This is a genomic window from bacterium (genome assembly GCA_016708025.1).
GTDB lineage: Bacteria > Zixibacteria > MSB-5A5 > GN15 > FEB-12 > FEB-12.
Genome location: JADJGQ010000005.1, coordinates 190,302 through 217,014, shown reverse-complemented (window position 1 = coordinate 217,014; position 26,713 = coordinate 190,302). Strand labels below are relative to the sequence as shown.

General features: G+C 52.4%; 23 protein-coding genes and 2 tRNA genes. 13 read left to right on the top strand and 12 right to left on the bottom strand.

Annotation, left to right across the window (positions count from 1 at the left end):
* Positions 1–269: 269 nt before the first annotated feature.
* Positions 270–845, bottom strand: a complete 576-nt coding sequence (locus tag IPH75_16030) for a recombinase zinc beta ribbon domain-containing protein (GenBank protein MBK7143571.1) — start codon at positions 843–845, stop codon at positions 270–272.
* The gene (locus IPH75_16025) at positions 790–1,239 is read right to left on the bottom strand and encodes a recombinase family protein (GenBank protein ID MBK7143570.1); all 450 of its coding nucleotides are present in this window, start codon (positions 1,237–1,239) and stop codon (positions 790–792) included. Before IPH75_16025 ends, IPH75_16030 begins: the two co-directional genes overlap by 56 nt.
* Before the next feature lie 534 nt (positions 1,240–1,773).
* Here IPH75_16025 and IPH75_16020 point away from each other — a divergent pair.
* From IPH75_16020 to IPH75_15990, 7 genes are all read left to right on the top strand, one after another.
* Positions 1,774–2,058, top strand: coding sequence for a helix-turn-helix transcriptional regulator (locus IPH75_16020; protein MBK7143569.1), 285 nt, complete (start codon positions 1,774–1,776; stop codon positions 2,056–2,058).
* A 222-nt stretch (positions 2,059–2,280) separates the two neighbouring features.
* Positions 2,281–2,787 (top strand): hypothetical protein, encoded by a 507-nt coding sequence (locus tag IPH75_16015; protein ID MBK7143568.1) that lies wholly within the window; start codon positions 2,281–2,283, stop codon positions 2,785–2,787.
* Positions 2,774–3,691: a replication-relaxation family protein gene (locus tag IPH75_16010; protein MBK7143567.1), complete on the top strand. Its 918-nt coding sequence runs from the start codon at positions 2,774–2,776 to the stop codon at positions 3,689–3,691. Before IPH75_16015 ends, IPH75_16010 begins: the two co-directional genes overlap by 14 nt.
* 341 nt (positions 3,692–4,032) lie before the next feature.
* Positions 4,033–4,731: a tyrosine-type recombinase/integrase gene (locus IPH75_16005; GenBank protein MBK7143566.1), complete on the top strand. Its 699-nt coding sequence runs from the start codon at positions 4,033–4,035 to the stop codon at positions 4,729–4,731.
* A gap of 3 nt (positions 4,732–4,734) precedes the next feature.
* Entirely contained in the window at positions 4,735–6,072 is a 1,338-nt protein-coding gene (locus IPH75_16000) for an Ig-like domain-containing protein (protein MBK7143565.1), read from the top strand.
* 256 nt (positions 6,073–6,328) lie between these two features.
* On the top strand, positions 6,329–8,002 hold the full coding sequence (locus IPH75_15995) for a TraM recognition domain-containing protein (protein ID MBK7143564.1): 1,674 nt from the start codon (positions 6,329–6,331) through the stop codon (positions 8,000–8,002).
* Positions 7,999–8,883, top strand: a complete 885-nt coding sequence (locus IPH75_15990) for a replication-relaxation family protein (protein ID MBK7143563.1) — start codon at positions 7,999–8,001, stop codon at positions 8,881–8,883. Before IPH75_15995 ends, IPH75_15990 begins: the two co-directional genes overlap by 4 nt.
* On the opposite strand, the gene IPH75_15985 is transcribed toward IPH75_15990, so the two are convergent.
* From IPH75_15985 to IPH75_15975, 3 genes are all read right to left on the bottom strand, one after another.
* Positions 8,880–9,611 carry a hypothetical protein gene (locus tag IPH75_15985; protein MBK7143562.1) on the bottom strand — a complete coding sequence of 244 codons (732 nt, stop codon included), beginning with the start codon at positions 9,609–9,611 and terminating at the stop codon, positions 8,880–8,882. The two genes, IPH75_15990 and IPH75_15985, sit on opposite strands and share 4 nt — an antisense overlap.
* Positions 9,608–10,543, bottom strand: coding sequence for a tyrosine-type recombinase/integrase (locus IPH75_15980; GenBank protein ID MBK7143561.1), 936 nt, complete (start codon positions 10,541–10,543; stop codon positions 9,608–9,610). The genes IPH75_15985 and IPH75_15980 overlap by 4 nt, the downstream gene beginning before the upstream one ends.
* Positions 10,544–10,639: 96 nt before the next feature.
* Positions 10,640–10,713: transfer RNA gene (locus IPH75_15975), tRNA-Arg, on the bottom strand.
* Between the two features lie 184 nt (positions 10,714–10,897).
* On the opposite strand from IPH75_15975, the gene rfaD reads away from it, so the two are divergent.
* Positions 10,898–11,875, top strand: a complete 978-nt coding sequence (rfaD, locus tag IPH75_15970; protein ID MBK7143560.1) for an ADP-glyceromanno-heptose 6-epimerase — start codon at positions 10,898–10,900, stop codon at positions 11,873–11,875.
* A 97-nt stretch (positions 11,876–11,972) separates the two neighbouring features.
* Here rfaD and IPH75_15965 read toward each other — a convergent pair whose 3' ends face one another.
* The 5 genes from IPH75_15965 to IPH75_15945 form a co-directional block, all read right to left on the bottom strand.
* Positions 11,973–13,097, bottom strand: coding sequence for a hypothetical protein (locus tag IPH75_15965; protein MBK7143559.1), 1,125 nt, complete (start codon positions 13,095–13,097; stop codon positions 11,973–11,975).
* Between the two features lie 19 nt (positions 13,098–13,116).
* Positions 13,117–14,394: a Ni/Fe-hydrogenase cytochrome b subunit gene (hybB, locus tag IPH75_15960; protein MBK7143558.1), complete on the bottom strand. Its 1,278-nt coding sequence runs from the start codon at positions 14,392–14,394 to the stop codon at positions 13,117–13,119.
* Complete coding sequence (locus tag IPH75_15955) at positions 14,381–15,292, bottom strand: 4Fe-4S dicluster domain-containing protein (GenBank protein ID MBK7143557.1); 912 nt, start codon at positions 15,290–15,292, stop codon at positions 14,381–14,383. Before IPH75_15955 ends, hybB begins: the two co-directional genes overlap by 14 nt.
* A 319-nt stretch (positions 15,293–15,611) precedes the next feature.
* Positions 15,612–16,796, bottom strand: a complete 1,185-nt coding sequence (locus IPH75_15950; protein ID MBK7143556.1) for a class I SAM-dependent rRNA methyltransferase — start codon at positions 16,794–16,796, stop codon at positions 15,612–15,614.
* A 146-nt stretch (positions 16,797–16,942) separates the two neighbouring features.
* A tRNA-Pro gene (locus IPH75_15945) sits at positions 16,943–17,016 on the bottom strand.
* A 133-nt stretch (positions 17,017–17,149) separates the two neighbouring features.
* On the opposite strand from IPH75_15945, the gene rlmN reads away from it, so the two are divergent.
* From rlmN to IPH75_15930, 3 genes are read left to right on the top strand one after another with little or no spacing between them, the layout of a single operon-like run.
* The gene (gene rlmN, locus IPH75_15940) at positions 17,150–18,181 is read left to right on the top strand and encodes a 23S rRNA (adenine(2503)-C(2))-methyltransferase RlmN (protein ID MBK7143555.1); all 1,032 of its coding nucleotides are present in this window, start codon (positions 17,150–17,152) and stop codon (positions 18,179–18,181) included.
* A gap of 18 nt (positions 18,182–18,199) precedes the next feature.
* A complete protein-coding gene (locus IPH75_15935) occupies positions 18,200–19,597 on the top strand; it encodes a hypothetical protein (protein MBK7143554.1) in 1,398 nt (465 codons plus the stop codon).
* Complete coding sequence (locus IPH75_15930) at positions 19,594–20,067, top strand: hypothetical protein (GenBank protein MBK7143553.1); 474 nt, start codon at positions 19,594–19,596, stop codon at positions 20,065–20,067. The genes IPH75_15935 and IPH75_15930 overlap by 4 nt, the downstream gene beginning before the upstream one ends.
* A 66-nt stretch (positions 20,068–20,133) precedes the next feature.
* Here the strand turns inward: IPH75_15930 and IPH75_15925 are convergent, their stop codons facing one another.
* Complete coding sequence (locus tag IPH75_15925; GenBank protein ID MBK7143552.1) at positions 20,134–22,821, bottom strand: protein kinase; 2,688 nt, start codon at positions 22,819–22,821, stop codon at positions 20,134–20,136.
* A 200-nt stretch (positions 22,822–23,021) separates the two neighbouring features.
* Complete coding sequence (locus IPH75_15920) at positions 23,022–24,845, bottom strand: S41 family peptidase (GenBank protein ID MBK7143551.1); 1,824 nt, start codon at positions 24,843–24,845, stop codon at positions 23,022–23,024.
* A gap of 339 nt (positions 24,846–25,184) precedes the next feature.
* Between IPH75_15920 and IPH75_15915 the strand changes: the two genes are divergently transcribed.
* Together IPH75_15915 and IPH75_15910 are read left to right on the top strand one after the other, a co-directional pair.
* The gene (locus IPH75_15915; protein ID MBK7143550.1) at positions 25,185–25,973 is read left to right on the top strand and encodes a hypothetical protein; all 789 of its coding nucleotides are present in this window, start codon (positions 25,185–25,187) and stop codon (positions 25,971–25,973) included.
* A complete protein-coding gene (locus IPH75_15910) occupies positions 25,970–26,635 on the top strand; it encodes an HAD-IA family hydrolase (protein ID MBK7143549.1) in 666 nt (221 codons plus the stop codon). Before IPH75_15915 ends, IPH75_15910 begins: the two co-directional genes overlap by 4 nt.
* The last annotated feature ends 78 nt before the right edge of the window (positions 26,636–26,713 follow it).

Sequence of the window (26,713 nt, the reverse complement as noted above, 5' to 3'; positions counted from 1 at the left end):
CTAGCCGAAGCTTTGATTCATTGAGCTGGTGTCTCTTGGCGGAGAATTCTTCGTCCGGAAGTAATCCGCGTAGCTTCATATCGAGTAAAGAGTCTTGCGCTTTCGCCAATGAAGCTATCCGACTCTCAATGGTCAACAGCCGAGAGCCTGCGGCAGCGGTCTCATCACGTTTAAGGTCTTTGAGAACTCCGAGCGCCCAATTGAGGTAGTCACGAGGGATTGCAATCGACTTCAAGAAGTCGAGGATTTGTGATTCGAGCTCCTTTTCCTCAACGACCCGTTGTGAGGCAATAGGTACCGCGCTTCCGTTTGGTGCAATGGTAGTAAGTGTACTTACTCCCGTATCGATTGACCTTGTTCTCAGCTGTAACGGCAGCTCCGCATTCCCCACAGTTTATAAGCCCGGTGTATGCAAAGAACTTCTGCTTAGGCCTCGGTTGAGTTCGACGGCCCATGAGATACTGCGCGCGCTCGAATTCGTTAAAGGTTATCATAGGCTCATGAGCGCCGTCGACCAACTCTCCGTTCCAGAGGAATTTTCCGTAGTAGAATGGGTTTCCGAAAATGGAATACACGGTCGAATAGGCTACCGGGCCTCCACCCACGTGCTTGAATTGGCGGGTTGTGAGACCCCACTCGTCAGTCGCGATTGTCACTATAGCATTCGGAGTGTGTTCGCCGGTGAGCAATAGATCCCACATGTTTCGTATGAGCGGGAACCGAACCGGGTCTTTCACCACTTGTTTTGTTATAAGATCGTTGAGGTAGCCGAGTGGAGGAGACCTGGCATCAACCTTGAGCCACTTTAGCGCGAAGGCCCCGTTTGACGTTATCGGACAGATCATCAACGTACTTTTTCGCCATGCCAAACTCCAGCTGCATCCAGAATTTATCATTGCCGCTGTTGTCGAATCGTCGCTGGGGAGTATATATGTGTTGGATTTTGCCCTCTTCGACAGCCCAGATGACCGCGCCACCGTCGACCGGATTCCTAGCCAGTCGATCCAATTTCCAGCAGACAAGCCTGTCAAATTCCCCCTTGCTGACTCTCTTAAGTAGTTCGTTGAAGGCCGGTCGACCTGGTGCTTTTGCCGACTTGGATTCAGTAAACACAACGACCTTTCCGAGCTTCTCTCTCGCGGCAAATTCCTGCAATTCCTTTATCTGAGAGTCAATCGAGAGGACTTGACGATCCTCAGATTCTGTTGATTTACGTGCATAAATGGCAATTTGTGGCATAAGCGAAGGGCCAAAGTCAAATCTGATTAATACTATCAGTCTTCGCGTCGAGGGGGCAAGTTGGGAATGTTCGAACTAATTCCAGAGATTCGCGGTCTGATTGTGAGAGTATGCGAATGAGATTGACGAGACGATGCGCCATTGCCCAGGCGTCTTGGTGAGAAAGATCGCGTCCGCATTGCTTCAAGTAAATGGTTTGGAGCGCTTTGATGTGGTGTTCTTGTATAGGCATATAAAGACGATACCCAACAATCGCGTCCGCTGGTAGGGAGGAAAAGTTGTCGAATCCGGCTAATCGGATGTGCCCTTTGGGGTATTGACTAAACTCGTGAGATGCGCTAGCGTATTTCGTTTTCACACTGTGAATTCACTTACCCAAACAGGCTGACGACTCCATGAAGTAGTGGTCCTCTTGAATCCGAAGTCGCTTCGATCCGGGTCACTTCCTTATCCACAGGAAGTAGCCGAAATCGGCAATTGAGCGGATTTCGAACCGCTCCTATGCTACCCGGGTCGTAATGAATCACGAAGTCTATGACCAGAGCAGCAACTAAGCCACTTCCGAATCAAGTCCGCTTCTATAGGCGGAAACGAAATCTCAAATTATGCGAGGTTGCGATGGCTGTTGGCTTGGAGAGCGTTTCTCACATAGCCCATTGGGAGAGAGGTCGAAAATTGCCTTCATTGAAGAACGCGCTCAAGCTCTCTGCGATCATACAGTGTCCGGTCGAGGTACTGTTCTTTGACTTGTTTGATTCATTGCGGGACGAAGTCCGTGAGAGGGCGGATAACTTATCCACTAAGACGAAAACAATATGACAAGCAATCTATCAGAGCTTGACAGATCCAAACGCGCAGAATACTTGGCCCAGGAAATCGCAAAGAAGTTTGGCGACACGAGCCAAATCGATACTTATCGCAGAATCTGCGAGGCGCATGACAGACAGGTTGTGTACCGCGCGTATCGAGAGGCTTCCGATGTACCGTTATCAAAAATCAAGAAATCGCGAAGCGCCTTATTCATCTACTTAATTCGAAAATATGAAGGAAAAGCATAGCCTTATTGCGATTGATCCGGGACTTCGGGAGATTGGTGTCTCTCATTTTGTCGATAGAGAATTGGTAGACTATGGCGTAAAATCACTCCGACGTCCTGGCAATTACACATGCGCCTCAACCGCGTCAGCCCTGACCATTCATCGACTGCTTGAAGAAAAGAAGCCCGACGCACTTGTCTTAGAGAAGAATGTCTTTTCCCAAATACAACAAAACTTGCTGTTGGTAATTGCGATAAAGTGCATTCACAGGGTGGCAAAAGATTGGAGCATTCCCGTGCATGAAATTGCGCCAAACACAATCAAGAAAGTTGTCACCGGGGAATGGCTGGGCAACAAAACGGCAAGTCGCGAGCGTCTTATGTTCACTCTATCCGGAACTGTCCGCCTACCGGAGTCCAATCGGCGATGGCGTTTCCGATATTTCATGAATATGTTTGACGCCGTTGCATGCGGACTAGCTTATATCAAACTCCACGATGAAAAGAAATAGCATAGAAACCACTCCAATTCAGATTACCGACCGCGACAAGAAACTACTTCGGATTGTCAGTGATTATGGCCTTGTCACGACGGAGCAGATTCGGTACTTGCTATTTCCCTCAATTTTGCGAGCAAGAAAACGGCTTCGGCAATTGTGGCAACATAGCCTCTTGATACGAATCGAAAGACCAACCCAACTTGGCGAAGGTACTAAAGCGAAGATTTATAGGATAAGCAGGAAGGGAAATCGCGTCATTGGCTCCCCGGGTGACCAACCATTTCGCGCTGTTTCGTCTCGGGTCATTTCGCCGACCTTTGCAGAGCATCTATTGTCAATCAACCGGTTTCGAGTTTGCCTCATGCGGAGCTCCGAGATCACACCTGGATTGTCCCTGCTGAAATGGGAGTCGGATCGTCAGGTCAAAATGTCAGCCCAGGTTCAGATTCGGGACCGGCGCCTGACCGTGCCAATTGTGCCAGATGCAAGTTTCACCCTTTGGACCGGCAACCGGAGCTTTGCCTACTTCATGGAAATGGATCGAGGAACTGCTTCTTTGGCTCGAATTCGGACAAAGCTACTTGGCTATCACGAGCTGTTCGTCAATCCCGCCCGCGATCGTGCAGTGCCCAGGGCGGGATTTCGGGTCCTGATTGTCACCGATTCTAAGCGGCGAAAACAGCGGATAGTAGACGCAATCCGGACGCTTCCAAGCCGCGTTCGACGGCCAGACATATTTCTGACCGCCCACTCCCAGGACTTCGGCTATGAAGCTCCAGAGCTGGTTTTAGGGCCTATTTGGACCATTGTTTCGAGCACTCGGAGCCTGCTGCGCGGCCAGACGGTTATCCCATCCATTCGACGTTCCCCACTATGTCAGGTAAATCACCTGTGCATGGGCCAAGCGCCATCTTAAGGGATTGCAGCTGGACCTGGCAGCTGAGAGCATTCTCGACCGCCAGGTAGGGGCGCGTTCCCGCTCTAGCTGGTTTAACGTGCCCCAGGTCCGTTGAAATCGATTGACATCCGTTCGTATGTATCCTACTTTGGAGAAGGTAGGACATCGCTCATTCTCCTTAAGCGCTTACGTCACAATTGATTACGTTATCATAGGCTCCGGCGCCAATTCACAGCCAAGACAATTGATCCAAAAACGGAAATGGCTGTGCAAGCCACTCCGTTGACACATCATTATCCCCCTTATATCTACACAAACCTCTCACATGCGCACCCTGCGTATGTCCCACTCTCTCCAATATGAGACAATTCAAGACAAAGTTCAGCTGGTGGTCAATCATTAGACCAATTAGCAAGAAAGAGCCGTCTGTCGCTGAATACGGCCAGCTGTCAAATGCGCAGTACTCATTGACTGCCTGTGAAATCAAGGCACTTGTGGAGGCTGCCAAGAGCCCTCGCGATAGAGCACTAATTCGACTCTTTTCAGAGACAGGAGTTCGCAGATTTGAGGCAGCCAATCTGCTGATCAATGATGTTCATGTGAACTCGAGAATGCTGGTCATACGATGTGGAAAGGGGAGGAAGGCTCGACAAATTCCATTGTCTGCCACTCTCGTCAGAGAACTTGTGCAACTGAGACTGACAGGTCAGTTCTTATTCGAGAACAGTCGGGGATTGCCATTGTCTCTACGACAGATCAACCGAATAGTGGCCTCCACCGCAAGGACGGCAAATATCCGACATCCCAACAGGCAGAGACATAATCTGAATTGCCATCTCTTGCGTCACTCCTTTGCTCGGCTGTGGAAAGCGACGGGCGGAAGTATAGAATCACTTTCAGCAATTTTGGGTCATGCCTCAGTGAAAACTACTTGGGATACATATGGAACAGAGAGCCTAATAGATATTCAACACAATTACGATTCAACCATAGAACTAATGTTTCGGCGTGCCCTCAATGACAACACCTTGGGGACCACCAAAAAGGCAGAGAGGTAGAGCATGAAACGATTGTTAGGTTGTGGCGCCATCACCATGTTTCTGGTAGCCACCCAATTCTCCTGTGGAGAAGACGCCAAGAGCCCCAACTCGCCAACTGTTGACACAACCCCGCCAACGGTCACGAATACCAGTCCGCAAACTTCAGCGACGAATGTAGCGACCAACTCTTCGATTGTCGCCACCTTCTCTGAAAACATGAACCCTGCGACATTCACTAACTCCTCGATTTCGCTCACAGGCGGTATCTTGGGAACCGTGAGCTACACAAACAGAGAAGCGACTCTTGCACCGGCGGCTCTTCTATCAGCAAATACGCAATACACTGTCACAATTAGTAATTCTGTGGAGGACGAGGCTGGCAACGCAATGGCAGCTCCTCATACATGGTCTTTCACCACGGCCGACAATCCAGCCGTTCCTTGCGACATTGTTTTCAATCGACGTGATGTCAGCGGAGCATGGAATGTCACTCGCGTGTATTGCGATGGTTCAGGAATTGCTCAACTAACAAATACAGGATCTGTTGATTGGCCCAGGTGGAGTCAGGATGGTCAGAAGCTGATCTATTCGCTCAATCAATCGGGCTGCTACGAACTTTGGACAATGGATGCAGACGGAAGTAATAAGTTCCAGGTTTATGCTGGTACTTCACCCTGTCTCGCTTACGGAAACCATGAGTGGGCACCGGATGGTACAAAGATCGCCGTGCATGCCACTGGTGCCACTGAATCGATGTACGTGATCAACACTAACAGTACTGGCCTAACTTTGCTATCAGATAGTGCCGAAATGGCATTGTGGAAAGGCGATGGCTCGAAGCTAGCGATAGTCAAATCTGGACGTATAGTCATATCCAACCCGGATGGTTCAGGGCAACAGACCGTTTTCAGTCCTGGCAATCATCGTTACGTGAAGTCAGTCATTGGTTGGAAAGGATTAAGCGATTCTGTCCTTTTTGTTAGTCGCGACAGCCTAGGTAGTGGTGACAGTTTAGTCACTGTAAGGTCAGATGGTTCGGGCTATAGGAATTGGGCTGCCTGTGAGTTTGCAAATGATGATGTAGCTATCACAGCCTCAGGGAATCGTGTTGTTTATGTCAGATCAGGCATACTGTATGTGCAGTCTCTCTCGACGGGGATTGAACAGGTCATCCCAGTTTCTTTGCCAACTTTTCGGGACATTGCGATATCTGAAGACGAGTCGTGGGTAGCGGTGAGGAGTAGTGCCAATAACGATGCCGATATTGTGCTCTTTCATTTTGACGGTTCAGGCCAGGTTAACATTACTAATTCACCTACTTTCAAAGAAGTAGGGCCTTGCTTCAGGCCAGGTCAGTGAACCTTTGAGTTGGTTTAACTCAGCATAGCGTACGTTGGGTTCAGTCTCTGTGGTGGGTGGATTGCGTTCACATGCCATGCTGTCGTTGTGCGGTCGGGCGGGGTGCGGTATACCAGTTATCAACTGGTATAGTTGGGCGAGTATCCTATACACAACTATTGTACTTTCAACGAATTAGCGAAGGAGGGGTGTACTTTTTGAGAATACAGCCGATATACAGGCAGTATACAGTGTCAGTGTATAGGCAAAGAAGCTCATGGAAGCACCTCTCTTTATCTTCTTGGCGATTGTTGTAAGCGTTCTTGTGGGACTGGCCGCAAACAAATCCAAGTACCATGCTGAACGGTCGGCCTACCTCCTTAAAGCACATAAAGAGCGTCTCAACGAGGAGCGAAGACGGGTCCTTGACTGTGAGTCATTGGTTGCCTCATTTCGGATCACCTACAGATACTTAGGCTCTCTGGAGATTCCAACCAAAGAAATCGATCAGATGATTGAGGACGGGGCCACGCCATACGAGGTTGGGGAGCGCCTAGTACAGTGCCTGAAAATGCCTGGATTTATAAATCTCGGGCCCACCCTTGACCGGCCCCTAGGAATGCTCTTATCTCCTCATCTTCGTAATCACCATATCTACATGGTCGGGAAGTCCGGCATTGGGAAGACCAATTTGATGAGGCATATGATTCTGCAGGACCTTGCCTCGGGATCTGGTTTCGGCGTCTTGGCACCGGAATTTGAGTTGATTCGCGATCAGATTTTGCCCCATATCCCCCAAAATCGGCTTAAAGACGTCATCTATTTTGACCCGACCGATACTGACTGTCCAGTTGTCATGAATCCGCTCCATCGCGATCCCGGTGACAACATTGATATACTCGTTGACGAGGTCTTTACCATTCTCCAGCGAATCGTTGGGGAAGGAGGGCCCCGCATGGACGAGATATTGCGGAATTGTTTGTATGCGCTTATCGAACGCCCGGGATCGACGCTTGAGGATATTGAACGGCTGCTTGATCGTGAGGATCCGACGTTACGCAACGAGATGATTCAAACGACTGATCGTGAACGCATCCGAAAGTTTTTTGCGACCACCTATCTCCAATTTCCGAAGGACGCACATCTTCCTATTACAAACCGCATTGGCAGGTTTGTGGGGGCCGATGTTGTGAGAAGCTGTCTGTGTCCGCCGAAAGACACCGACCTTTCTCCAGCAGAGGTATCAAAGCGACTACTCAATATCAGGCGGGCGATGGATGACAAAAAGATTCTTCTCTTTAATGTGTCGGATGGACTGCTCGGTTCGGCTGCCAGTCAGCTCATAGGTCAATTTATCGTATCTAAGTTTCAGACGGCGACAATGAGCCGAGCCAATGTCCCGGAGGACGAACGAGTACCATTCTACTTGTACCTGGATGAATTCCAGAACTTTTGCGGTACGGCGTCTGAATCTTATGAGAAGATGCTCTCTAGGTCTCGTAAATATAAACTTGGACTTATCCTTGCTCACCAGCAGACACATCAGATCCCGCCGGCATTGCTTCGGGAAGTATTCGGCAATGTTTCAACATTGATTGCATTTCAGATATCTCACGGTGATGCCAATGTGCTTGCCAAGAACTTAGGAACACTTCCTTCACTTGCGCGAAGCATTGAATCGGGGTCACATATATCAAATGATTCTGATCCCGCGCAACGCCTCACACACTTGCCACGTGGCGTGTGTTTCTGTCGAAGCGGACTCGAAACTCTCACGGTTCAAGTTCCGCTGGTTTCTGAGAATGGCTCGAAGGATATCCGAGATCGGGCGATTGAGCATAGTCGCAACAGCTATGGCATTTCAAGACGCTCATTGGACAAGCACAACAAAAAGCCCCAGTTGCCACCGAGTACGCTGAGAGATATCGATCCAGGAAACGTGTTTGAATGAAAAAGTCAGTGATCAAGCTCACGGCTCGGGACTGCGATCTCTTGGTCGACCTGTACAAGCACCGGTTTCTGTCCATTTCTCAGATAGAGCGATTACACTTTCCGTCACTTCAAACTGCCTACCGGAGAATGCGCATCTTAAAGAGTGCAGGATTAGTCTCATCCTTTACGGTTGCCAATATTGACGAAGCATTGTTCATGGTCTCAACGAAAGGATTGCACACGGTGGCGGCAACAATCGGCGTTGATCGAGACGATCTGAAGTGGAATGAAACCCCGAGCAAGCCGCGCGACTATTACTTCATGCGTCATTTTCTGGCTATCAATGATTTCAGAATTACGCTGCGGAAAGCATGCACAGCAGCCGATATCAAACTGCTTGGATTCATTCCAGACTATTATGGTGAACGCACCAGCAATGGTGCAGTCGAAAAATACATCAAGGATTTAGTCCTCGACATGCCTGTGAGCAATGCACCTGTGTCACACATACCCGATGGTGTGTTTGCACTTGAGAGCAACGGCAAGGCCGCGCTGATGTTTTTGGAAGTGGATAGGGGAACGGAAGTATTGTCCGATGCTAAGACCGGTGTCCTCAAAGCGCTCCGGTTTTATACCGCCTATCTTTTGGATGGAAAATTCCAACGCTTTGCCAAGGACTTCAACGTCCCAGCCTTCAAAGGATTCCGGTTGCTACTGATTACTACCACTAAGGAGAGGGCTCAGAATATTCGTTCGGCCTGTGACGCATTGCCAGCACCGGACAAAGCTAAGCAGTTCCTGTGGATTGCGTCAGTGGATGACATAAGCGAGAAGACACTATTTACGAAGATCTGGCGTTCACTTGATTCGCGAGACGAATCATTCTACGGCATTCTCTAGCCGCGACACTTCTTTATAAATTGAAAGGTTAACTGATAGAAGCCGCTGGCATACAAGGAATCTGCAGGCTTGATGTTAACTCCGACGTAGAAGTCTTGGCGTGCATGCGACTTGAATGGGATTCCTTCATAGGTAGGCTGTGCTTTCTTATCAAGCATGACCAGTATGCCGCCATAGGATACAAACCGACTTAATAGCCCTTCCGGCTTCGCCAAATCGCTTGCATGGACGTAGTTTGGCGAGCCGTTTTCATTCGTGTAGATATAGCCGCCGTGCTTTCCGGTTCGAATACGAGTATTCCTCTGTTTTTTTATCGACACATTCGGTAGAAGTGCATCATTGTTTATAATCGACTTGAGGACGACGCACTGGTTCTTCGGCATGACCATTGCGACCCTGCAGTATCCTTTGGCAACCGGTATCCTGACGGTGAATGTTGAATCATTTTCAAATTGCGGCGTGACCACAAAAGCTTTTCTGTCAGGGATGAAATAGGTCTGGAGTTTGGTCACATCGATTGGTGTGAGGATGTGTATGCCCAACGCCCCGTCCAGAAGCCAGGCAGATAGAAGAAGCGCCAGGGCAATTGCTCCCCATCGAAAACCGGTGACCATGGCTTTGTGCCGAATCCATTCTGGAATCGCGTGACCCAATTGGGTGGCTTCTCTTTCAGCTTCAGCTCGAAGCCACTTTTGTACCTGATATTCACCAATACGCTGCTTGTTCATATAGATATAGCATTGCTCGGGCTGAAGCGGCCATAGGTTTCAACCATGTCTTGGTTGCTCATGTGGAGGTAGTTTTGTGTCACCACAAGCGAGGTATGACCAAGAATCTTCTGCAGAATCACAGGCGAACCACCCTGGCGAATGAAAAAGGTCGCTGCACTGTGTCTGATGAGGTGGGGATAGAGTTCAATCCCGGCATGATTGCCGATGTCTTGGACAATCTTGTGGCAATGTCTGGATGTAATCGGCTTTCCATTGCGCTGGCAGAAGACGAGCTCACCGGACCGATCTTCGCGCCAGCGGTTGAGGTAGAAGTGTAGGACTTTGATTGTCCTGGCGCCCATCGGCACTTGACGTTCCTTGCGACCCTTGCCATAGACTTTTATCAAACCAGCCCGCAGGTCGACATCCTGAAGCTTCAAGGTGATCAGTTCTTCCTTTCGAATCATCGAGTCCCAGAAGAGCATGATCATTGTCAGGTTGCGATAACCTTCATAGGTAGACTTGTTGAGCGTGGAGAGAATTTTCTGAATCTGTTCCGGAGTCACAACCGGTTTGATGCGCTTAGAGGACTTGATGAGCTTCAGTTTCTTAGTGGGGTTGGCCTTTTCCCAGAGGCCTTCTTCTTCGAGATAGTTGAAGAAACGGCGATAGACACGTATGCGCCCATTCACGGTTTCGTCAGAGACGCTCCCGATCAGTGACATCAGGTAATCTTGCAGATCCTGCTTCGTCACGTGCTCAATATCGACGCCTTTGTGTTCAAGATGCCGAACAAGATAGCCCAGCCGCTCTGCATAAACGCTCAAAGTGCGTGGTGCCAGATTCCTGATCCTGCAACCAAAGACAAACGCGTCGACGTATGTCTTCCAGTGATTCCCCACCTTACATGCATCGACCATCAGGTACAATCGCTTGACATGATCTTCCATGACGACTCCTATCAGTCAGAGGCCCTTTTAGCCAATTCTGACCTCATCTATGAGGTTATGCTGTCACTGGAAGTTGTTGCAGGGGAGTTAATTAAATACCCCCGACAGGACTCGAACCTGTTACCCTCTGCTTAGAAGGCAGATGCTCTATCCACATGAGCTACGGGGGCATACACTTATCTCAAACCTACGGAAATTCTCATCCCCTCGCAAGTGGGAACTCGCTCCTCCCGATTGCCGGTCAGCCGAACAGGAACCAGGCATTGACATCAGTCCCTTTCCTCGCTATCTCTTACTGTGCCAACGCCAAATAGTGGCGTGGCAGATTTCACGGCCTGAAGCGGAGAAGCGTGCGTGTCCAATTCATTCATCGTCACCGGCGGCGCCGGCTTTATCGGATCCAACCTGGTCAAAGCGCTTAATCAGCGCGGCTACTCTGATATCATAGTTGTCGACCACCTCAACCACCCAGACAAACAGGCCAATCTGGACCGTCTCCGCTTTCGCACCTACATGGACAAGTCCGAATTTCGGCAGAAGCTCCTCGCGGGAGAGATCCCGAATGTCTCCGGTCTGTTTCATCTCGGTGCCTGCAGTTCCACGCTGGAAACAAACGAAGAATATCTCGCCGACAACAATTTCCAGTACACCGCCGATCTTTGTGAGTGGTCACTGAAGACCGGCGCCCGCTTTGTCTATGCCTCCAGCGCCGCCACGTATGGTGATGGTTCGCTCGGCTACAGCGACCTGGATGCTGCAACTCCCGCACTGCAACCGCTGAATGCATACGGCCGTTCCAAGCAGCGCTTTGACCTCTGGGCGATGAATAATGGCATGATCCGCCAGATAGTCGGACTGAAATATTTCAACGTCTACGGCCCAGGCGAAGATCACAAGGAAGAAATGCGCTCGGTGGTCAACAAAGCCTATCCACAGGTGATGACCAAAGGGGTGGTGAAGCTCTTCCGCTCACATCGCCCGGATTATCGCGATGGGGAACAGGTGCGCGACTTCATTTATGTTACGGATGCTGTCGCGGTGACGCTTTTCTTTTATGACCACCCCGAGATCAATGGCCTGTTCAACTGTGGAACCGGGAATGCCCGAAGCTGGGTTGATCTGGCGAAAGCGCTTTTCGTCGCTGCAGGGAAAGAGCCGAAGATCGAGTTTGTGGATATGCCGGAGTCTATCCGCGAGAAGTACCAGTATCATACCGAGGCCGACCTGAGCAAACTTCGCTCTGTCGGCTATACTGCCCCATTTTTGTCTATTGAAGAAGGGGTCCAGCGGTACGTCGCTGAGCACCTCAGAGAGCATCATTCAACGCGCTAAGATTTGTCGCGTAACTATTCTCTTTAGAGGGATAAGGGAAAAAAGAGAGAGCCGACCGTCTGCCCGGATACGGCCGGCTCTACTTCATACAGGATATCTACCTGGCCGAATACTGGCCCGGAGGCATCTTCTTGAAATCACGAGAATCATCGTGACAACTGTCGCACGTCGGTCGCTTATCGAATTTCTTCTCGATATGACAGCTTTCGCAATCCATCTCGATATGCACATCATCTAACGCCAGGCCAACTACGACATGCTTAAATCCGCCCGGTTTCCAGTTCTGGTGGCATCCGGTGCAGTCATTGTTGAGGCGGGCGATCTTTTTGCCGGTCGGGTGGCATGAGCGACAGCCGAGTTTGGCGTGGAACCGGTTGAGCGGCCATCCGGTCGAGGCATGAACAAACGCCGCTTTTTCTGAAGTACCGTGACATTTCGCGCAATTGTCGGTGGCATGGCAGTTGTCACTGCAAACCGCGTGAACTTCCTTCATGCTCTTGCGTGAAGCAGCGGTTTTGTTCAGGTCGTGGCAGTAGCTGCATCCTTCTTTCTGATGGCAATCTACGCACCGCAGCCCGAACAATTCAACATGCTCTTCGTGATGGAACGTCACGATCGGCCCTTGCTTGTAGGGCGTGGTATACACTCGCGTGACCGGAGCTTGTATTTTCGGGTGCGAAAGCCCCATGATGTCGGTCTTGTCCGAAGGTGACGACAATTTTTTTCCTTCGGTCGGGAGATGGCAGATCACGCACTTGGTGTCATGGCTCCACTCGCGGTGGCAGCCGAGGCACTGGCGGTGATAAGCTCCCTTGAGTCCCGGCTGACGAAGATTGGTTTCTTCGCCGGTCGGTTTGTGGCAGTCTTTGCAGGGAGGGATGTGTCCTTCCGGGCTGTAGTGATGGCACGTGCCGCAGTTGTTGCCCATCTGCGCCATACCGGCGTGCAACTTGTGGTTGAAATCGACCGCCTGGTAAAGATCGGCGATCTCATCCAGCACCATGGTATCCGGAGCCTCGGACAGTTCGTGTTTCGCCTTTTTGGTATTGTGGGCGATCTGCAGGGTCGGACATGGCTTGAGGCACATATCTTCCGGCGTCGGATTTTTGCAGGTATGGCAATTCAGGCAATCCGGCGCCTGCGGGTGGGTCACTGCGGTGGGCGCGGCCTGTACCGAAACGGATGCGCCGACCAGCGTCAGGACCAATATCAGTCTATACACGATGCTTTCCATTCGCATGTCACTTGTTCCTCTTTGCACCAGCCGGCGACATCTCCACTCCGGCTGACTGTTTCGCTCGATCGACCGGGTGAACTGCGATCACCGGGAAGGTGATAACGAAGAACCGGTAGACCAGGACCAGGATAGCAACCAGTCCGATCGTCACCATCAACTCAATGATGGACGGAAAGTAGGTCTTCACTGAATACAGCGGCGTGTATGCCACCAGGAAGACATTGATCCGATTCAGGAGAACTCCCAGGATGATCACCAGGGTTGCGGAGATAAAGAGCCCTTTGACCGACTTCCGTACTTTCGGTATGGAGAGCAGGACGATAGGCAGTATGACTCCACCGCCAACCTCAATCATCCACATGAACGATTGCAGAGAACCCTCGAACAGGTATCCCCATGCATTCCGCAGGGTCAGGTCCAGAATCTTGGCCACCAGGTAGGCCCCCAGAAGCATGGGCGTATAGTTGGCGAGCGAGGACAGCACCTTGGTCTCCGGCGGCAGTTTGAACGAGCGGGAAGCGATGATCGACTCAAAGATGACCATCGGGAATCCGACCGCGATCGCGGACATCAAAAAGAGCAGCGGAGAAATACTGGTATACCAGAGCGGATGCATTTTGGTCGGCGCGATCACCATCAGCGTTCCCAGCGAAGACTGGTGGAGACAGGAGAGAACTACTCCCATGATGATGAAGACAAAAACGAAGCGTCCCAGCAGTCTGTCGGCGAGCGCAAGCATCGCTTCAGTCAGTTTGTTGAACGCTTTCAACGGTCCGGGCCAGGCGACTCTTCCTCTGAAACGTTCACTCACTATCGGCAAGAACTCGATGTAGAGGACGGTCAGGTAGACCATCACGCACATGCCGACCTCGAACAAGACCGAATTCCCCTGCCACATGGAAGGAAGCATCGGATGCCAGACGTTGTAGTAACGTCCCAGGTCGGCCAGAAGTCCGATCACGACAAAGGTGTAGCCGAGCAATGCGGTCAGCAAAGCAGGGCGGGTGATGACGTGGTACTTCTCTTTATGAAATATCTCGGCCAGAGCCGCAGTCGTAAAACCGCCGGCGGCCAGCGCGACACCGGAGGCGACATCGATGGCGATCCAGATCCCCCAGGGCCACTGGTCATCGAGATTGGTAGCCGCCTCCAGACCAAAGAACATTCTATACAGATAACCGAGCATTCCCATCAAGGCGACCGCGCCGACAATTAATGTCCCGCGCGTCCAGTACTTGACCGTCATTGGAGTGGGAACTTCGTGCACTTCATGCGCTTTCATGACCATCCTCCTCTTCATCCGCGCCATGGCGCTTGGTATACATGATCAGCCCGAGCAGACCGTACAGGGCCAGCGGGGGGAGGAAGGACTTGAAAATACCATGCTGTATTGACTCAGTCTGTTTCGGGATCTCATCATTCGACAACAGCGGAAGTTCTGTTTTGCTGAAGTCGCACGGCGCGAGGTACATCCAGCTGGTACCACCAGCTTCAAGTTCGCCATACACGTGTTGATAATACTTGTCCGGGTTATTCCGAATTCGCTGATAGGCGACATCAAGCAACTGCTCACGGGTACCGAAGGTCAGGGCCTCATTCGGGCAGATGGAAACGCAGGCAGGCTTTTTGCCGTCTTTGGTGACGCGGTCAAAGCAGAAAGTGCATTTCCGCACCTGCGGATCGAGCGCGTTGCTGTACTCGTAGGCCGGGATCTGGAAGGGGCAAGCCACCATGCAGTAACGGCAGCCGATACATTTCCAGGAGTCGTATACAACAGGGCCCAGTGGGTCCTTTTCCAACGCCCCGACAATGCACGCCGATACACAGGCCGGATGATTGCAGTGCATGCACTGCACCTTCATGGTGAACGGCTTCTCCGGAGTGTTCGGGTCCGTGAATTTGTTGACGACCGTATAGGCCGCTTTATCTGGTCGCCGATGCCGGGCAAAAACCGACTTATCGTCGAACGCCTTCAGCTCCTGCGTCGGTAACTTGTTCTCGTCATTGCATGCCCATTCGCACTTGCGACATCCAATGCAAACAACGGTGTCGACCAGCACTCCAAGTGACGACTTGAAGTCCTGGACCTCCGAATCCGTTGAGGCTGTCGCCTTGCCGGCTAATAGTGCTGCCGACCCGGCTGCAGCTATTTTGAAGAAATCTCTTCGCTGCAAACTCATCTGCCCAATCTCCTCAGTACTGTGAAAAAATTCACAATCACCGTGACTATACTACCATTGTCGACATATTATACCATGATTCTGAATAGCTGTCAACGCCAGTTCAGACAAAAACAATCCTTTTGTCGGAAATTGTGCAGCTATCTAACACAAAAACACTCTCGTATACGATACTGACTTGTATGTTATTGACCGAAAATGCCTTCAAACCCGGTATCCATAGCCTGTGACTCAATCAGGCATTGCAGAAAAGAAGAGAAGCAGCCGATCTCGGCTGCTTCTTGTGTATTTGGGTAGATCACTGTCGCAATCGACCGGGTTAACCGACCTGGCAGATATAGCTTTTGAGATAGGATGATTCCGGGAAGTAGATCGAAACCGGATGATCGACTGATTGTCTGACCACCTGAAGAAGGTGCAGGTGGATTCCATTTTGTACTGATGCCCGCCTCAGTGTATGGCTGAAGTCATCTTCGGTGAAAAAGGCGGAGCAACTGGAGGTGATGAGCAGGCCTCCCGGATTAATCAGTCGCATGGCGGCCCGATTGACGAAATGATAAGCGCGACGACCCGCTTCGGCATCCCGTTGTGATTTAATGAGCGCCGGTGGGTCGATCAGGACCATGTCGTATCTCTCTTCCGGGTTGGCGCCAAGCCATTTGAAGATGTCGCAACTCTCGGTAGTCGTCTGCTCTTCTTTGAAACCGTTAAGCAAGAGGTGTTTCCCGCATTGGGCCAGGGCAGGCTCCGAAGCATCCAGTTGGTGCAGACGAGTTGCGCCGCCGGCAATTGCCGCAACGCCGGCCGAGCCTGTGTAGCTGAACAGGTTGAGGACCGACCGTCCTCTGGCTAGTACTCTGATTTGGCGGCGCAGATCCTTTTGGTCGAGATAGAAACCGGTTTTCTGGCCATCCATCGGATCGGCCAGAAATTTCAGGCCGTTTTCAGCGAACTCAACCCGACCCGCGTGTTCGCCGTAGAGCAGGTTAGAGATATCATTCAACTGCTCATCGCGGCGGGAGACCACATCGCTGCGTTCGATGATCGCTTTCGGTTTGTAGGCCGCGATCAGGGCATCGACAATGACCGGGCGCAGATGTTCTGACCCCGCAGTTGAGAGTTGGATCACCAGCGTTGAGTCATATCGGTCGACCACCAGACCGGGGACCGAATCGGATTCTCCGAAAACGACTCGATAGCCGGTAGTGGCGGATTCACCGCCGAACCCCCAGAGGTGGCGACGTTGCTCCGCTTCTTTGAATTTCCGAATGAACCAGTCAACATGCAATTCTGCTTTACCGAATTCGAACACGCGAATCGCAATCGTGCCATGTGCAGAGTAGGTGCCGGTTCCCAGGATCACACCGTTCGGATCGGTCACGTAGACGATCGAACCATGTGGCAGATCTTCCGGGCGACGAACGAGAGCGCCTGAGAAGATCCAGGGATGTCTGAATGAGATTGAGGCGAGTTTGTCGGGTTTCAGCATTAGCGACTGATACATAGTCCATACCCTCAGCGATGTCCGCGACAAATAGTACCGTAGGCTGTAATGGCGAGTTGTGAGCTTGCAGGAAGACCGGTTCCGTGAATACGAACGAGCATATTGACGACACGAAGACCGATAGTGGCCGGACTTGTCCTGTAATATCGGGGTGAGAGGATTTGAACCTCCGACACCTTGCTCCCAAAGCAAGTGCGCTACCAGGCTGCGCCACACCCCGATTTCCCTCAAAAATGATACCCCGTATCCCGATGAAAGTCAAGGCGCTTCTGCGAATTCAGCCGGTTTTGTCCCGTCCCCCTTTTTCGTCCCTGTGCTTGTCAAATGAGTATAATTGAGTACATTGCATTCTTATGACCAGACAGAACCTTCTTGGATATACATTGCCCCAGTTAGTGCAGGCAATGGAGCGTCTTGGCGAGCGACCCTTTCGCGCCCGGCAACTCCATAAATGGCTCTATCTGTCCCGCCAGTATGATTTCTCTCTGATGACCGACTTCAGCAAACAGCTACGGTCCCAATTGGAGGAAAATTACCAGTTTACCCCGCTCCAACTGGAGTATTCGGCCAGGTCAAAAGATGGTACTGAAAAATACCTATTCCGGCTTCCCGATGGTCGACCGGTCGAAACCGTTCTGATCCCGGACGACTACCGTCGGACGCTCTGTATCTCGTCGCAGTCCGGTTGTCCCCTCGGTTGCCGATTTTGCGCCACCGGGACACTGGGCTTGCTCCGCAATCTTACCGTGGGAGAGATAGTCGGCCAGTTGATGTATGTGCGCGATCTGCACGGCGACGAGGCATTCACCAATGTGGTCTTTATGGGGATGGGGGAGCCGATGCACAACTACGATACGGTGATGGAGGCGATCGGGATCATGACCGATCCGATCGGGCTGAAAGTCTCCGCTCGCAAGATCACGATCTCGACCTCTGGCGTCACGCCCAAGATCAAAAAACTGGCAGACTCCGGCAGCAAGGCTCGATTGGCGCTTTCGCTCCATGCCGCCACTCAGGAAAAGCGGCTTCGCATTATGCCGATCGCCGAGACATTTGGTCTCGATAAGTTGATGGAGGCGATCCGCTACTACACTGAAACCACTGGTCAGCGGGTGACCTTCGAGTATATTCTCTTTGATGGGTTTAATGATACGCTTGATGATGTCAAGGCACTGGGGAATCTGGTGCGGGGGATCCCCTGCAAGATCAACGTGCTTGCCTATAATGAAGTCCCCGGACTTGATTTCAAACGACCATCCGATGACAAGGTCGACTGGTTCGGACGGATGCTGCAGCCGCGGACACCGGCAGTGACGGTCCGAAAAAGTCGGGGAAGAGATATTGATGCTGCCTGCGGTCAATTGGCTGCCAGGCAATCGAAATAAGCTGGAGGAACTCGACTCATGCGTAGTGTGCTATCCTGTCTTCTGATCCTGTTCTTCGCCTGCACTCCCCTGATCGCACAACCGGATGTCCAGGTGGGGAAGATCGACCCGATCAAAGTCATCTGGGGTCCTCAGATCATCTATGCAGAAGTCACCAGTTCGGTTGATTATCCGAAATTCCTTTCTGCCAGCGTGCATATACAGTTTAATGGACGGTATCTGCATCCGAAGCGCGCCTATCGCACCAATTTCCTTCTCGAGCCAGCGGGCACGGTCGCAATGCCGATCAATTTGGAGATCCCGCCGAATTTCGGCGAAGCCAACATCACCGTTGAGCTGTACGATGTGGTCGATACTCTCGATCCCTATTTCCCGGACCAGAAGCTGACGGAGCAGCGGTCGCGGCTGGTTTTCGCGGTACCGGATGAGCTCTTCAGCTATATGCAGGAACGGATCACGATGCCGCCGTTTGCTGACAACAGCCCACTTTTTGACACCGAGGTGGCCCGGCTGGCGTTTCTTCTCTTCCGCGAAGGGAAGGAGGACCGTGAGATCGCCCGCATGGCCAAGATCGACTCGGTCTACCTGCGACAGATCATCTGGAAATGGAAATACTACAATTTCCTGCTCGAAACTGCACAGGACACCACGCTTCGCCCGACCTTTCCAATCATTTCCACCGCCGAGGCCGAGGAACTGAAGCCGGTTGCCGACAAACTGTCGGAAAAATTGTCATCCCTGATCCAGAAGAATATGAAGGGGTATCTCAAGGTGAGGGATAGCCTGGTGGCGGCCGGTAAGGTCAACGAAGGGGACAACAATGTCCTGAATCCGGGCACCCTTATCAATCGTCCTTATCCGATGGTCACGGCGATGATGCTCTGGTATTCCCTCGGGCGCGGGTTTATCGCGGGTACCCAGGGAATAGATTTCTACAATGACACTGATCCCTGCAACGTGCACATTCCGCTCTGGATGTACGCAGTCCGTGGCGGAGATCTGTTCAACGGGTATCAGTACGCCAGCTTTTCTATAGACCAGGGATCTCCTCTGGTCGTGTTCGCCGATACGATACCGGTGGTCAAATGCCCCGAGTTGTATCCCTACATAGATCGCCTTCAGCCTAACGACTGGCAATATGCGCCGGATGGTGGTCCGGAGTTCTGTGCGCTTGATACATCACTCGCTCATCCCGTACTGAGAGCACTCAGTGTCGGCACAGATAAGATCCTCCAGCCCGCCTATGGAGAACTGCAACGGATCGTCGAAAAACATGAACCCGGCTCATTTGTACCGGGAGTTCGCTGGTGGTTCTGGAATCTCGTGGCCACTCGCACGACCGAGATACTGGTGAAGAACGGGACGATCACCCGCTTTGGGAACGGTCACTATCGGATGGAGGTGATCAAACGATGAAGCGCATCACCTGGCTTCTGCTTGCAGTCGGTTTGATCGGGATAGCCCCGGGCTGTAAAGACAAAACGCCCAACCGCGACTATATCCCGGTGATCAAAAAGCAGGTATTCCTGCTTCAGGAAGCGATCAAAACCCGAAGTCGCATATCGCTCGATTCTTTGTTGACAGTTGAGTACGCGGCGAATGCCGGGGCAGATTCGGTCGTCCAATTCGCTTATGGCGACAAACCGGAGTTCCAGTTCGATCGATTTGGTCGAGTTGAGATCTTCTACACCGATTCGCGCGCAAGAGTAGATGGACAGATCGTCGGTGCCGATGGTTCAGTTCTTACCGATGTCATGCTGACCTATCAGCATGTGGGGGAGAAGTGGCTACTGAAACGGATCAGTCACGGCCAGCCGACCGGTGTGGACAGTCAGGGCGCGGCCATTGATTCTATGATCAAGGACAGCGTGAATCGAGGGAAATAGTCTTTCGCAGCGATTGAATAGAGGCGCCCGATCTCTCGGGCGCCTTTTTCTTAGAGAACTTCTCAGCTATTTGGCGGGCAGCATCGCTGTCCAGTTCTGTACGAGCACAAAACTCGCCTGTTCCCCAGTAGTTGACACGCGATTGACCAGGAAACGCTCTCCGTCGGGAGCGACATCATATCGTTTATCCGCGTTGCCAGTCATCTCCAGGGTAGTTTCAAATAGCGTTACTGTCGGTCCAAGCGAAAGCGTCTTCCCCAATGTAACCGAAACCGCTCGCAATTCGTTGTCTCGCGTTCGGTAGAACAGTTCTTTGCCGTCGGGCCGCCAAACGGGCATAGATGCAGTCTCGGTCGAAATCTGCCACTTCTCACCATCGCCGTCCAACTGCCGCACGTAGAGCTGTCGGGAGCCTGACTCGTCACTCGTATAGGCGAGAAACCGTCCATCTGGAGAGTAAATCGGATTTAGCTCCCAATAGGGTGTCGTCGCGATCCATTCAAACCGGGGAGGATTTCCAGGGAAACAGATCCCAATGTCGGTATGTTCTCCCGCTCTTTGTTGCCTGACAACTGACAGACTTCCGTCTCGTGATGACCAGCTATTGGCCGACAGCCCACCCACACCACTCTGGTCCAGCGATACGAACGGCTCGCCGTCTCCATCCACACTCATTTTCTTTCGGTAGAGGTTCCATTTGCCGGTTTGGCTGGTGTACACTATGGAAGCACCATCCGGCGACCAGATCGGCCAGGAATCCATTTCTTTGGAAAACGTAGCTCTCATGCTGACACGACGGCTCAGGTCCAGCGTCCAGATATCTTCAGTTCCCAAGGTCGCATCGGTGGCCGCATAGACCAGCCTCTTCCCATCATTCGACAGATCGATATCTCTGAATTGTTTGCCTGTCGCAATCGTATCAACGAGACTCCCGGAACGATCCAGCAAGACGAGTTCGCTTCCACCAGACCGTGTCGATGGAAGATAAATGAGTGTCCCGGCATCGCTGACGCTGAAATCCGCTTTACCAGCCGAACCACTGGTCGCAATCTGTCCGACCGGGATCGGTTCTCCTTCAATCTTGCCTGCATTCGGATCGAACTTCCTCGCTGTGAGGACTTGCCCATCAACCGAGAGGATATACCCCGATTTATCGTAAATCACTCGGCCATTGGCCGTGAACAGCGATTCCGGATTATTGCCCGACAATGATCCAAGCATGACCGTGTGTGGCTCTATCGCGCCATCTTGTGCTCCGATCGATAGCTTCAGGTAAAGATAATGTTCTCCATCCGGAAGAAACTCCGGCCAGGCCACACCTGCCCAATTGGAGTCACTCCCAACGCTAATAGCTTCGGAAACAATCCCGCCGGAAGAACCGACCCGCCAGATCGGGTCAGCCGCGCCACCGTCCAGCAGTATGACGTCTTTGCTCCCCCAGGTACCGTCAGACGCATTTCCCGGCATCTTCGCGATCAACTGTATTGGGCCACCATTGGCCGCTACTTTCATCAACTGCCCATTCTGCATGAAGGCGATCTGCTTGCTGTCCGGCGACCAGAAGGGTCTTCTCGCTCCGTCTGTGCCCGGAATTGGTTCCGCTTTCAGCGCATCAAGACGGCGAATCCACACCTTGGTACGTCCACTGGTATCTACCGCGTGAAACGCCAACATACTGCCGTCGGGCGAAAGCATCGGCCAGTTCATACTCCGGATGCCGGGGTCTGCCTCAATAGTGAACCGCGCTAACTGTGGCGCGACCTCAGTACGGCCAAAATGAAGCAGAGCTAATCCTGTTGCCAGCAATCCAAAGATCCCTGCCAGCACCCAGGCAATTTGCATGTTGGTTTTGCGGCGTGCCGCAATAGGCGCGGGGATACCTGCCAGCGAGCCACCCTCGTTGATCCATTTCAACTGGTGCAATAGATCGCGGGCGCTTTGCCACCGCTCATCGGGATCTTTCGACAGACATTGCCGAATGACACGCACTAATGCAGGAGGAGCGTCGGGCTGATATTCGGTTACCGAGCGCGGATCTTCTCTCATAATAGAGGCGATCAAGCTCGCCTGACTCGGACCGGCGAATGGCTTTTTGCCGGTGACCATTTCATACAGTACCACGCCAAACGAGAAGATGTCCGATCGCGAGTCAGCTTCTTTCCCTTCAAGCTGCTCGGGCGACATATACTGCAAAGTCCCGACAATTGTCCCTTCACCTGTCAGCGGTGTGCTGTGCGTGGCGCCGGTCATGCCGTGGACCACTCCGGGTATCTGAAGCTTGGCTAGACCGAAATCCAGCAACTTGGCGCCGTTTTTGGTGAGCATGACATTGAGGGTCTTGAGGTCACGATGGATCAGCCCCTGGCGATGAGCCTTGTCCAGTGCATCCGCGATCTGGGTAGCATAGGTCAGCGCTTCTGCGGTTGGCAGTGGCCCGCGTTCCAATCGCGCCGCCAGCGTCTCACCCTGCAAATGCTCCATCACCAGGTAGTCCAGGCCATCCTGATTCCCCACATCAAAGAGGGAACAGATGTTCGGATGATTCAGGCTGGAGATCGCCTTGGCTTCGCGTTCGAAGCGCAGGCGAAGGTCGGGATTGCTCGCTACATGAGGCGGCAAAACCTTGATGGCGACGGTACGGTCGAGACGGGTGTCTTTGGCGAGATAGACCTCGCCCATCCCGCCTGCGCCCAGAGGGGAGAGGATCTCATACGGTCCCAGTTTGGCGCCGGCGCCAAGCGCTCCTGAATTCATTGGTGCCTCAATTCGCTGGAGTGAAAAATGGATACCATAGACTTAGTCGGTCCAGAATATAGCCTGTGGGCCGGGCTGGTCAAATCTAAAAGTAACAGGCGGAAGGGCCAGATTTGGCGGAAAATCGACCCGGAAGTGACGGTCAACAGAAAGGCGCCCGGTGAGGGGCGCCTTCTGCTACCAGTACTGTGGGGTGCCGATCACTCTTTCGAAGCGCGTTTCGTCTGCCCTTCGGTGATCAGGCGGGAATATTCTTTCGGCGCTTTCAGGATCTCAACTGCGCGCTGGACCGTCTTGTCGGTCCGGAGAACGATGTTCTCGTACACGCCGCGTTCACCCGCGATCGAGGAGACTATCTCGCGCTTCATCGCGCGCTTGATATAGTCTTTCGACTTGTCGAAATCATGCTCTTTCTCTTTCTCCACCAATCCCTCGAGACCGGTGATTGCGGAGGCGTACAGCGTGTCATTTTTGCCGGCTTCGGAGGTCTTTCTCAGATCTTCCAGCGCAACCTGCATGGATGACTTATAGGAGAAGTCTTTCGACTTGATGAACTGGCGGAAGTCTTCGACCATTTCATCCGTGACGGTGAAGTCGGGCTTGATCTCCGGATGTTTGGTGACATATTCGATCGCAAAGTCGAAGAACATAGATTTCCGTTCGAGATTGATCTCGATCGGCTCCCAGGTCTCACGATCGACTTCGATATCCGGTACGATCCCGCCGCCGCCATAGACGATCCGTCCACCGTTGGTGTAGTAGATCTCGCGTTCAGCGATACTCAGGGTGTCTGCCAATGCGCTGTCAGCCGACTCCGGCTCGCTCAGATCCAGGTCTGCGTGAGGGTTATTTTTCCCCTGTCGTTCCGGTCGCTGGATGCACCGGCCGGACGGGACATAGTATTTGGCGGTGGTCAATTTCAGGGCCATCGAGCCATCGTTTGAAATCGGGAAGATCTGCTGAACTAGCCCTTTGCCATACGTCGTGCTTCCAACCAACAGGCCGCGGTCCCAGTCCTGGACTGCACCGGCGACGATCTCAGAGGCCGAGGCGGTGCCTTCGTCGATCAGAATAATGAACGGCTTATCGGGGAAGAGCGGGGGGCGTTCGGACTTGTAGTGACGCTCGCTGTCGGCGTACCGTCCGCGCGTGTAAACGATCTCGGCGCCTTCTTTGATAAACAGCTCGGCAGTTTCTTTGGCCTGGTCAAGCAGGCCGCCACCGTTCGATCGCAGGTCGAGCACCAGTCCGGAGACGTTCTGATTGTTCAGGTTGGTGATCGCTTCGCGCAGTTCGTGGCTGGTCTCTTCCGCGAAACGGGAGAGACGAACATAACCGATATTTGTTTCCGGGATGATCCCGGCGTAATTGACTGACTTCAGTTCGATAGTGGCGCGTTCCACATCAAAGTCCATCAGGTCGGCCATGCCTGGACGTTTGATCGTCAGCTTCACGCTGGTGCCGGATTTACCGCGCATCAATTTGGAGGCATCGGAGGTTTTCATTTCGTGCGTGTCATGGCCGTCGATCTGCCAGATCACGTCGCCCGCGCGCAAGCCGCGGCGATAAGCGGGGGTGCCCTCGATCGGAGAAATGATCACCACGCGGTCATCGCGCTGGTCGATCATCATCCCGAGACCCTCGTACTTGCCGTGAGTCGATTCCATCAACGCGTCATAGGAGGATTTCTCCATCAGAACGGAGAAACGATCGAGATCGGTCAGCATGCCGACGATACCAGCCCGGATGATCTTGTCGACATCGACCTCTTCCATGTACTGATTGCGGATGTTGAAAGCGGTTTGCGTCAGTTTCCTGACATTCTTCATGAAACTGTCGCGAGTCTGGGTAGCAGAGTCCGGCGTCAGATTCAATTCATTAAGATTGATCTGAACGGTATCCGCCCAGAGGACCGGTTCGGCTGACGCCTGCGATAGCTGGCCGGCATCGCCGGGTCCGGCGAGCCAAATCAAGACTAACGCAAAGACCGTCACGCCCAAAAGCTGGCTGGTATAGCGCAACATGAAACCTCCACAGACTGGTTATGGCACCAATGTACGGCCATCGGCGTTGTTGTCAAGTTGACCGCGTCGAAGTAACTGACATCTATCTCGTTGTAGATTTAACACTTATCCCGGTCACCCGGTTTCAAAATCGGAAACTGATTTTGTGTGAAATAGCTAACTCTTTGCTCTTCCACTAGTTACTTCATCCATTCAAGATACGTTGTAACTTTCCAGCAGTTGCCGTCTTCCGTATATTAGTCGAACATCCGGTAACAGTTGTTTCTGTATCGGCTTAGATGCCGGTGCGCAAGAGTCGCACAGCCGAAATTGTCCAACTTGTCAACAGGTCCAGAACCGATGAAGGCCACATATAGAACGACGCTTCCATTCGCACTCCTGCTTAATCTCTTGCTGCCAGGCGCAGGACATTTTCTCTGGCGCGAAACGCTCTTTGGTCTCTTTGTATTTCTGACCATGTTACTAGCGGCCGCGCTGTTTGTCGTCCAGTATCTGATCTCGTTGCCGGCGCTGGCGATCTGGTTTTTGCTCGGCTTGCCCGGTCTGTTCTACCTTTTCACGTTTGTAGATCTGACCAGAACAGTGCGGACCCGCCGTGCCAAGGTCACTCCGACCAAGTACGCCGCGCTGGTTTGTCTCATTATAGGAATAATCTATCAGGTGGCGTCCCCCTCAGCGGCAGTGAATTTTACTATCCGGAATTTCCCGGACATTTTCAAGATCAGCGACAGTCATCTCAGTCCGCTGTATCGTCAGGGAGATATTGCCGTCGCCAACCGTCTAGCTTATACCGCGGAGATTCCGTTCCTCAAGCGGCCAGTCCTGCACAAACTACCGGAACGGTTTGATCTGGTCCGCTTTTCAGACGACAATGGTCGGCTAAAGACCGGATTTGTGATCGGTAAGCCGGTCGAGACGATCTATCTTGTCGATGGCGTCCTGACTGCCGATGACCTGCCGATCGTGGTGACGCTTCCCACCGGATTTGCGCTCACCGGAGAGTGGCCGTTGACAGTGGTGGAGGATTATTCTATTTTGGTCGGAACCTTTAACTTGGGCACGCTGGATGACCTGCACCAAGTCCCTCTGGACCAAGTGGTGGGTCGAGTTGGCAGTTATCACCAATGACGATTCGGTCGCTGATTTTCGACCTCGATGGTACTCTGATCGATTCCTCCGACGGCGTAGTTGACGCCGTCAATTTTGCATTCCGCCAAATGGGACTTCCGGAACATTCTGCCGATGTGATCAAACCGTATATCGGTTATCCGCTGATGGAGATGTACGCCGACCTGACGGATGCTCCTGCCGGCCAGTTTTACCATCATTTTCAGACCAGGGCAATTACCAGCGTAGTTGATTCATCGGTCATTCTTCCCGAGGTATCCGATGCCCTGACGGAACTTCGCGCCCGCGGATTCCACATGGCGATCGCTACCACCAAGATCAGGGTGCATGTTGACGCGATCGTGCAGAAATTCGGATGGAGTGACATTTTTGATGCCTCGGTCGCAGGCAATGAGGTCCGGGAGGTCAAACCCAACGCGGAAGCGATTCATTTGGCAATGCAGCGACTCAACGCGATTGCCTCGTCAACTCTGGTCATCGGCGACACCGAAAACGACATCCTCGCCGCCCAGGGAGTTCCAACGCGAGTCGTGGCGGTCAAATCACCGTACGGAGGGGATGAGAAACTGACCCGACTAAAACCGGATTTCTTTATCCAGCGTCTGCCGGAGCTCCTGCCGATCCTGGAGCGAACAAACGGCGGGCGGACTGCTGTACATTGAGTGAAACCTGAGCGTCAGCTGTTTTGGTACGACAGCGCGCGCTCTCTCGAATAGAGAAACGGCCGTGGTCGGTCCGTA